This window comes from Actinoallomurus acaciae, assembly GCF_042429965.1.
Lineage (GTDB): Bacteria > Actinomycetota > Actinomycetes > Streptosporangiales > Streptosporangiaceae > Actinoallomurus > Actinoallomurus acaciae.
Map to the genome: position 1 here is coordinate 1 of NZ_JBHLZP010000474.1, position 7,204 is coordinate 7,204.

6 protein-coding genes, 1 pseudogene and 1 riboswitch are annotated in these 7,204 nt (G+C 72.5%); all 7 genes and pseudogenes read left to right on the forward strand.

Annotated elements, in window-relative coordinates; genetic code table 11:
* A pseudogene (locus ACFFNX_RS39025) lies at positions 1 to 394 on the forward strand (hypothetical protein); the annotation flags it as partial.
* A complete protein-coding gene (locus ACFFNX_RS39030; protein WP_378211178.1) occupies positions 391 to 1,254 on the forward strand; it encodes a hypothetical protein in 864 nt (287 codons plus the stop codon). The pseudogene ACFFNX_RS39025 and the gene ACFFNX_RS39030, both read left to right, overlap by 4 nt.
* Positions 1,251 to 2,234, forward strand: a complete 984-nt coding sequence (locus ACFFNX_RS39035) for an ABC transporter substrate-binding protein (protein WP_378211180.1) — start codon at positions 1,251 to 1,253, stop codon at positions 2,232 to 2,234. Before ACFFNX_RS39030 ends, ACFFNX_RS39035 begins: the two co-directional genes overlap by 4 nt.
* Positions 2,234 to 3,355, forward strand: coding sequence for a CbiQ family ECF transporter T component (locus ACFFNX_RS39040; protein ID WP_378211181.1), 1,122 nt, complete (start codon positions 2,234 to 2,236; stop codon positions 3,353 to 3,355). Before ACFFNX_RS39035 ends, ACFFNX_RS39040 begins: the two co-directional genes overlap by 1 nt.
* Positions 3,352 to 4,956: an ABC transporter ATP-binding protein gene (locus ACFFNX_RS39045; RefSeq protein WP_378211182.1), complete on the forward strand. Its 1,605-nt coding sequence runs from the start codon at positions 3,352 to 3,354 to the stop codon at positions 4,954 to 4,956. The genes ACFFNX_RS39040 and ACFFNX_RS39045 overlap by 4 nt, the downstream gene beginning before the upstream one ends.
* Positions 4,953 to 5,849 (forward strand): ECF transporter S component family protein, encoded by an 897-nt coding sequence (locus tag ACFFNX_RS39050; protein WP_378211183.1) that lies wholly within the window; start codon positions 4,953 to 4,955, stop codon positions 5,847 to 5,849. The genes ACFFNX_RS39045 and ACFFNX_RS39050 overlap by 4 nt, the downstream gene beginning before the upstream one ends.
* A 59-nt stretch (positions 5,850 to 5,908) precedes the next feature.
* Positions 5,909 to 7,027, forward strand: coding sequence for a prenyltransferase/squalene oxidase repeat-containing protein (locus tag ACFFNX_RS39055; RefSeq protein ID WP_378211184.1), 1,119 nt, complete (start codon positions 5,909 to 5,911; stop codon positions 7,025 to 7,027).
* Positions 7,028 to 7,119: 92 nt separating this feature from the next.
* A riboswitch (cobalamin riboswitch) is annotated at positions 7,120 to 7,204 on the forward strand. This riboswitch is flagged as partial in the annotation.

Below are 7,204 nucleotides of genomic sequence, written 5' to 3' on the forward strand. Positions count from 1 at the left end.
CGACGCGCTCGCCGCGGTCGTCCGCGCCGACGGCGGTCTCGCCGCGGGCACCGGAACCACCAGCGATCTGCCGACGAGCATCGCCGCCGCGCCCGGCGTGGCAGACCACTCCTGGCTCGGCGCGACCGGCTCGCCCGTGCAGATCGGCCTGAACCTCGGAACCGGCAGGACGGCCGTGCGCGCGAGCGTCGCGGGCGGCTGGTTCACCTGGCGCGTCGCCGCCGCCAGCGTGCTTGCCGTCGTCCTGGCCGGGGCCATCGTCATCGGCATCCTCGCCGTCCGCCACCGGATCGCCCGGCGATCGAGGGCCGCCCCGCCTTCGCGGACCGGGCGGCCCACCCCGCCCGGCCAGGGCCTGAACAATCCGACCACCTCTCGGGAGAGCACCACGTGAAAAGGATCACCGCAGGCATCGGTGGACTCCTCCTGTCCGCCGCGCTCGCCGTAGGCCTCCAGACGGCCGTTCCCACACCGGCGCACGCCGACGGCTACGACGGCATCTGCACCGGAGCCGACGCCCTGACCGGCGTCACGGTTGTGATCGACTTCCAAGAGCTCGACGGCAACGGCGGCACCCCCGCACCGACCGTCACCCGCTGCTCGCCCAACCCCGCCCCCGGCACCCAGCGCACCGGCATCAAGGCACTCCAGGACGCCGGCATCAGCGTCACCGGGGTCGCCCAGTGGGGCCTGGCCTTCGTCTGTCGGCTGAACGGCCGTCCCTCGGCCACCGAGTCGATCCCGATCACCGGCAACCCGAACTACCACGAGGCCTGCGTCGTCACCCCGCCCGGCTCGGCGTACTGGTCGTACTGGTGGGCCGACGGCGGTGGTACGGCCTGGACCTACAGCAGCTACGGCGCGGCCAACCGCAACGTGGTGCCCGGCGGCTTCGAGGGCTGGTCGTTCTCGCTGAACAAGACGGCCGGCACCAACCCGCCGCCCGGCGTCACCCCGAACAACCCGGCCGTGGGCCCCGGCAACCCGACCGTGAGCCTGTCGGTCGACGACCTCGACGGCAAGATCACGCTGGGGCAGAGCACCTCACTGACCTGGAGCTCGACCAACGCGACCGGCATCACCGCGCACTCGGTCTCCCCGGCGGCCGGCGGCGGCTCCTGGTCCGGCTCGCTGGCGGTCCCGGGCGGCACCAAGACGATCACACCGACGGCCAAGGGCACCTACACGTACACGATCAGCGCCACCGGAAGCAGCGGCACCGTCTACAACACGACGACGCTGACGGTTCAGTGACCCGACATCACCGAAGCGGCGCCCGGACGGCCGAACGGGTCGTCCGGGCGGCCGCCGCCCTCGCCGTCCTGCTCGGTGTCATCCTCGCGACGACGCCGGCGCCGAGCGCGCTCGCCATCGACTCGTCCAAGGGAAAGCCGGGATTCTGCAAGACCGGCACGGGCGTCACCGTCGTCGTCGACTTCCAGCAGCTCGGCGGCACCACCATCGTGCGGTGCGACCCGCAGTCCACCCGTGGCACCGGGTTGGACGCGCTGAAGAACGCCGGCTTCGAGATCGCCGGCGTCCAGCGGTGGGGCGAGGCGTTCATCTGCCGGATCGAGAACCGGCCGTCGGCGGCGGAGAAGATCCCGGTCAAGGGGAACGAGAGCTACCGGGAGCTGTGCGTCAACACGCCGCCCGCCGCCGCGTACTGGTCGTACTGGCATGCCGGCAACGACTGCGCCTGGACCTACAGCCAGTGGGGCGTGAAGAACCGCGACTTCACGCCGGGCGGGTTCGAGGGCTGGTCGTTCTCGCTGAACGCGACCGCCGACACCAACCCCAAGCCGCGGATCGCCGCGGTCCGTCCCGGGACCGAGGGCGGTGCCTGCACCACCGCCCCCGAGCCCGCCCCGGCCGGCAACGACCCGAACGCGGCCCAGCCCGGCTCGACCGGCGACCACACCGGCGGCGCGTCAGGCACCGGGCAGCCGGGAACGTCGTCCGGGCGGAGGCCGGCATCCGGACGGTCGTCTACGGCCGGAGACGGAGGCTCGGGACGTCCGCCCCCTCGCCCGCGGACCGGGTCGACGGCGGACGATCCCGCACACAACGCCGCCTGGACCGGAGGCCAGAATCTCCCTCCCGTCGAAAGACTGATCAAGAAGCAGTCCGGCGCGAGCGACCGTGCGCCCTGGGTGGCCGCCGCCGCGATCGTCGTGCTCGGTGCGGGTACCGGGCTGACCGCCTGGCGCCGTAGACGCGCCCGAGAGTCGTGATGCGCTCCGCATCGGCCGCGTACTTCCTGCCGCGCGACCTGCATCCGGGAGCGTGGTGGCTGTGGACGCTCGGCCTCGCGGCGGCGGCCGGCCGGACGACGAACCCGTGGCTGCTGGCCGCCATCATCGCCGTGGTGGCGTACGTCGTGGTCGCCCGCCGGTCGGAGGCGCCGTGGGCGATGGCCTTCCGCGTCTACCTCGTGCTCGGCGCCGTGATCATCATCTCCCGGGTGTTCTTCCGGCTCGTCTTCGGCGGCGCGGAGGGATCCACGATCATCCTGCGGCTTCCGGAGATCCCGCTGCCCGCCTGGGCGGCGGGCATCCGGCTGCTGGGGAACGTGTCCGCCGAGTCGCTGCTCGGCGGCCTGTACGACGGGCTACGCCTGGCGACCATGCTCATCTGCCTGGGCGCCGGGAACGCGCTCGCCAACCCCAAGCGGCTGCTGAAGGCGATGCCGCCCGCCCTGTACGAGGCCGGTACGGCCGTGATCGTCGCGTTGTCGGTGTTCCCGCAGCTCGCCGAGAGCGTCCTGCGGATCCGGCAGGCCCGCAAGCTGCGCGGCGGGACCCGTGGCAAGCGTTTCCACGCGCTGCACACGATCGTCATCCCGGTCCTGGAGGATGCCCTCGGCCGTTCGCTCCAGCTCGCCGCGTCGATGGACTCGCGCGGGTACGGCAGGTCCGGTACGGCCGGACGGCGGGCGCGGCTCGCCACCGGCCTGTTGATGATCGTGGGGCTCGGCGGTGTGTGCGTCGGGGTGTACGGCACCCTCGACGGCAGCACGCCGCGCTACCTGGGCCTGCCCGTCCTGCTCGGCGGGCTGGCGGTGGCCCTGGCCGGGTTCCGGCTGGCCGGCCGGCGGGTGCGGCGCACCCGGTACCGGCCCGACCGGTGGGGCCTGGCCGAGGCCCTCACGGCCGGCAGCGGGATCGCCGTCGCGATCATGCTGTACGCCACCTCCAGTGTCGACCCGACGAACCTCAACCCCTCCCTGATCAACCTGTCGTGGCCGCTGCTGTCGTCGGAGCCGCTGTGCGGGGTGCTCGTCGGGACGCTGCCGGCGTTCCTCACCCCGCCGCCCGAGCTCGCCGAAGCCCCGGCCGGGGAGCTGCCCGCATGATCGAGCTGACCGATGTCTCCTTCTGGTACCACGGGCAGGACGACCCCGTGCTCAACGGCATCACGGTGACCGTCGGCGAGGGCGAACTCGTGCTGGTCACCGGCCGTACCGGCGCCGGTAAGTCCACCCTGCTCGGCACCGTCAACGGGCTCGTCCCGCACTTCACCGGCGGTCACCTTCAGGGCGAGGTCGCGGTCGGCGGCATCACCACCGCCACCCGCCCGCCCCGCGAGCTCTCCCACCTGGTCGGCGTCGTCGGCCAGGACCCGCTGGCCGGGTTCGTCACCGACACCGTCGAGGAGGAGCTCGCCTACGGCATGGAGCAGCTCGGCCTGAAGCCGGACGTCATGCGCCGCCGCGTCGAGGAGACCCTGGACCTGCTCGGCATCGCCGACCTGCGCCGCCGGGCGCTGCGCACCCTGTCCGGCGGGCAGCAGCAGCGCGTCGCGATCGGCTCCGTCCTCACCATGCATCCGCCGGTTCTGGTGCTGGACGAACCGACCTCGGCGCTCGACCCGACCGCGGCCGAGGACGTGCTCGCCACGCTCGCCCGGCTCGTCCAGGATCTCGGCACGACCGTGCTGCTCGCCGAGCATCGGATGGAACGGGTCGTCCCGTTCGCCGACCGGATGCTCTACCTGCCCGGTGACGGCACCCTGGTCGACGGGCCGCCGGCCGAGGTGCTGCTGGACATGCCGATCGGGCCGCCCATCGTGGCGCTCGGGCGGTTCGCCGGATGGACACCGCTGCCGCTGTCGGTCCGCGACGCGCGCCGGCAGGCGGCGCCGCTGCGCGCGGCCCTTCCGGAGGTCCCCGCCGAGCCCGGCGGCACGGCCTGCGAACCCGTGCTCACCGGTCGCGACGTCGTGGTCCGGTACGGCACGACCGTCGCGGTACGCGGGATCGACCTGGACCTGCACGGCGCCAGGGTCCTCGCGCTCATGGGCCGCAACGGCTCCGGCAAGTCCTCGCTGCTCTGGGCGCTTCAAGGCTCGGGCCCCCGCCAGGGCGGCACGGTAAGCGTCGCCGGATCCGACCCGGGAAAGCTGACCAGCGCGCGGGCCCGGACCCTCGTCGGGCTCGTGCCCCAGAGCGCCTCCGACCTGCTCTACCTCGAACGGGTCGCCGACGAGTGCGCCGCCGCCGACCGCGAGGCCTCCGCCGTACCCGGCTCCTGCCGGGACATGCTCGACCGGCTCGCACCCGGTGTCGACCCGCACGCGCATCCTCGCGACCTGTCCGAAGGGCAGCGGCTCGCCCTCGTCCTCGCCGTACAGCTCACCGCCTCACCCCGGGTCATGCTGCTCGACGAGCCGACCCGCGGCCTCGACTACGACGCCAAGGCCGCCCTGGCCGCCATCGTCGCGAGCCTCACCGCCGAGGGCCGCGCCGTCGTCGTCGCCACCCACGACGTGGAGTTCGTCGCCGCCGTGGCCGACCGGGTCGTCGTCCTGGCCGAGGGCGAGATCGTCGCCGACGGGCCGGCCCGTGAGGTCCTGGGCGGCTCACCGGCCTTCGCCCCGCAGGTGGCCAAGATCCTCGGCCCGGGCTGGCTCACCGTCGAGGACGTCCGCGCCGCTCTCCCGCAGGAGGCCCGATGAAGCCCTCGCCGCCCGTGCGCCTCGGAGCGCGCTCGGCGATCGTGCTCACGCTGGCCTCGCTGGCCGGTCTGATGATGTTCCTGTGGCCGCTGCTGGTCCGGGTCAAGCCCGAGAGCATGCAGCACGGGCCGGACGCGCCCTTCATCTTCATCGCGATCCTGCCGGTCCTCATCGTCATCGTCCTCGCCGAGCTGTCCGAGGGGGGCATCGACTCCAAGGCGCTGGCGATGCTCGGCGTCCTGTCCGCGATCAACGCCGCGCTCCGGCCGCTCGGCGCCGGCACGGCCGGCATCGAGACCGTCTTCTTCATGCTCGTACTCGCCGGGCGGGTCTACGGCGCGGGATTCGGCTTCGTGCTCGGCTGCACGTCGCTGTTCGCCTCCGCGCTGCTGACGGCGGGCGTCGGACCCTGGCTGCCGTTCCAGATGATGTGCTCGGCCTGGATCGGCATGGGTGCCGGGCTGCTGCCCCGCCGCGTCACCGGCAAGGCCGAGATCGCCATGCTCGTCGGCTACGGCATCGTCGTGGCCTACCTGTTCGGCTTCCTCATGAACCTGTGGTTCTGGCCCTTCATCACCGGCGCCGAAGTGCCGTACTACCACGGCCACATCTCGTACGTGCCCGGCGCCGCCGTCTGGGACAACCTGCGGCGCTTCGCCGTCTTCACCCTGCTCACCTCGACCGCCGGCTGGGACACCGGCCGCGCGGTCACCAACACGATCGCCATCATCGTCCTCGGCCCCGCCGTCCTGGCCACCCTCCGACGCGCCGCCCGCAAAGCCTCCTTCGGGCACACACCCACCTTCACCCCCGGTGGCCGGAAAGGACCCGCGAAGACCGAGGCGCGGGCCGCGAAGAAACCCGATCCCGTACCCATCCGGGAGGCCCGTTAGGCGCAGGCGGGGACTCACGTCTTCGGCATCCACGATCCGAGTGAAAGGCTCTTTTGCCCATGCACATCGCTGTTCGGCAGTTACTCGCCACGCTGACCGTCGGAGCCGTCGTCGCCGGATTCGCGGCGCCCGCCCAGGCCACCCCGCGCTCCTCCGCCGTCGCGGCCGCGACCTGGCAGGCATCGCAGCTCGACGACCACGGCGGGATCCACAACGATCAATATGACTTCACCGACTGGGGCCTGACCGTCGACTCGGTCGTCGCGCTCAAGGCCACCGGCGCACGGCCGGCCCTCGCCACGAAGGCGACCGCGTACGTCGCCGCGCATGTCCGGTCCTACAACAGCGACGACTACGGGCAGCCGGGCGTCCGAATCTCCGGAGCGACCGGAAAGCTGCTGTACCTCGCCGATGTGACCGGCTCCGACCCACGCGACTTCGGCGGATTCGACCTGCGCGCCGAGTCGCTCGCCCTGATGACGGCCTCCGGCGTGAACAGAGGCCGGTTTCAGGACCAGGGCACCACCGACTACAGCAACACCTTCGGGCAGGCGTTCAACATCCTCGGCCTGGCCCGATCCGGCGGCGTCCCGAGGGCCGCGGTGAGCTTCCTGACCAGGCAGCAGTGCGCGGCCGGCGGTTTCCGGCTCGACCCCGACGACGCCGCCCCTCGCTGTGACCAGGCCGCCGACCCGGTGCTCGATCCCGACTCGACCGGTCTGTCCGTCCAGGCCCTGCTCGCGGCCTACCGGACAGGGAACAAGGCCGCGGGTACGGCCGCACGCAAGGGCGCCCTGTGGCTGTTGCGGGAGCAGGCCCAGAACGGTTCGTTCGACGGCTCCGGGCCGACTGCCTCGGCCAACACCAACAGCACGGGCCTGGCCGGAGAGGCGATCCGCGCCGTGGGCCGAACACATCTGGTGACCGCCGACGCCGGCCGCCGGCTCCTGACCGGTGCCGCCAAGGCCGCCTCCTGGGTGCGGACCCTCCAGCTGACACCGGCCGACGCCACCGCAGACATCGGCGCCGTCGCCTACGACGCGACCGCGCTCAGCGACGCTCGGCGGAACGGCATCACCACCGAGACCCGGGACCAGTGGCGACGCGCCACCCCGCAGGCCCTCCTGGTGCTCGCCCGGGTCTCCCTCGACGACATCGGCCGTCAGCGACGGCGATGAGGGCGGGCCGTGGTCGACCGCGAAGTACCGCTGCGTTCCGAACGCGACACGCCTATATCTGGTACCCGTGTTCTAGGCCGCCTACTACATGTATGGTTCTCGGTGTTGCTGGTTCGCCTGCGCTTTGTGTGGTGGGTGTCGTAAGAGGGAACCCGGTGTGAGTCCGGGACTGCCCCG

Coding starts and splice junctions, on each gene's coding strand:
- ACFFNX_RS39040 (WP_378211181.1), top strand. CDS start 2,234: ATGCGCTCCGCATCGGCCGCGTACTTCCTGCCGCGCGACCTGCATCCG.
- ACFFNX_RS39045 (WP_378211182.1), top strand. CDS start 3,352: ATGATCGAGCTGACCGATGTCTCCTTCTGGTACCACGGGCAGGACGAC.
- ACFFNX_RS39050 (WP_378211183.1), top strand. CDS start 4,953: ATGAAGCCCTCGCCGCCCGTGCGCCTCGGAGCGCGCTCGGCGATCGTG.
- ACFFNX_RS39055 (WP_378211184.1), top strand. CDS start 5,909: ATGCACATCGCTGTTCGGCAGTTACTCGCCACGCTGACCGTCGGAGCC.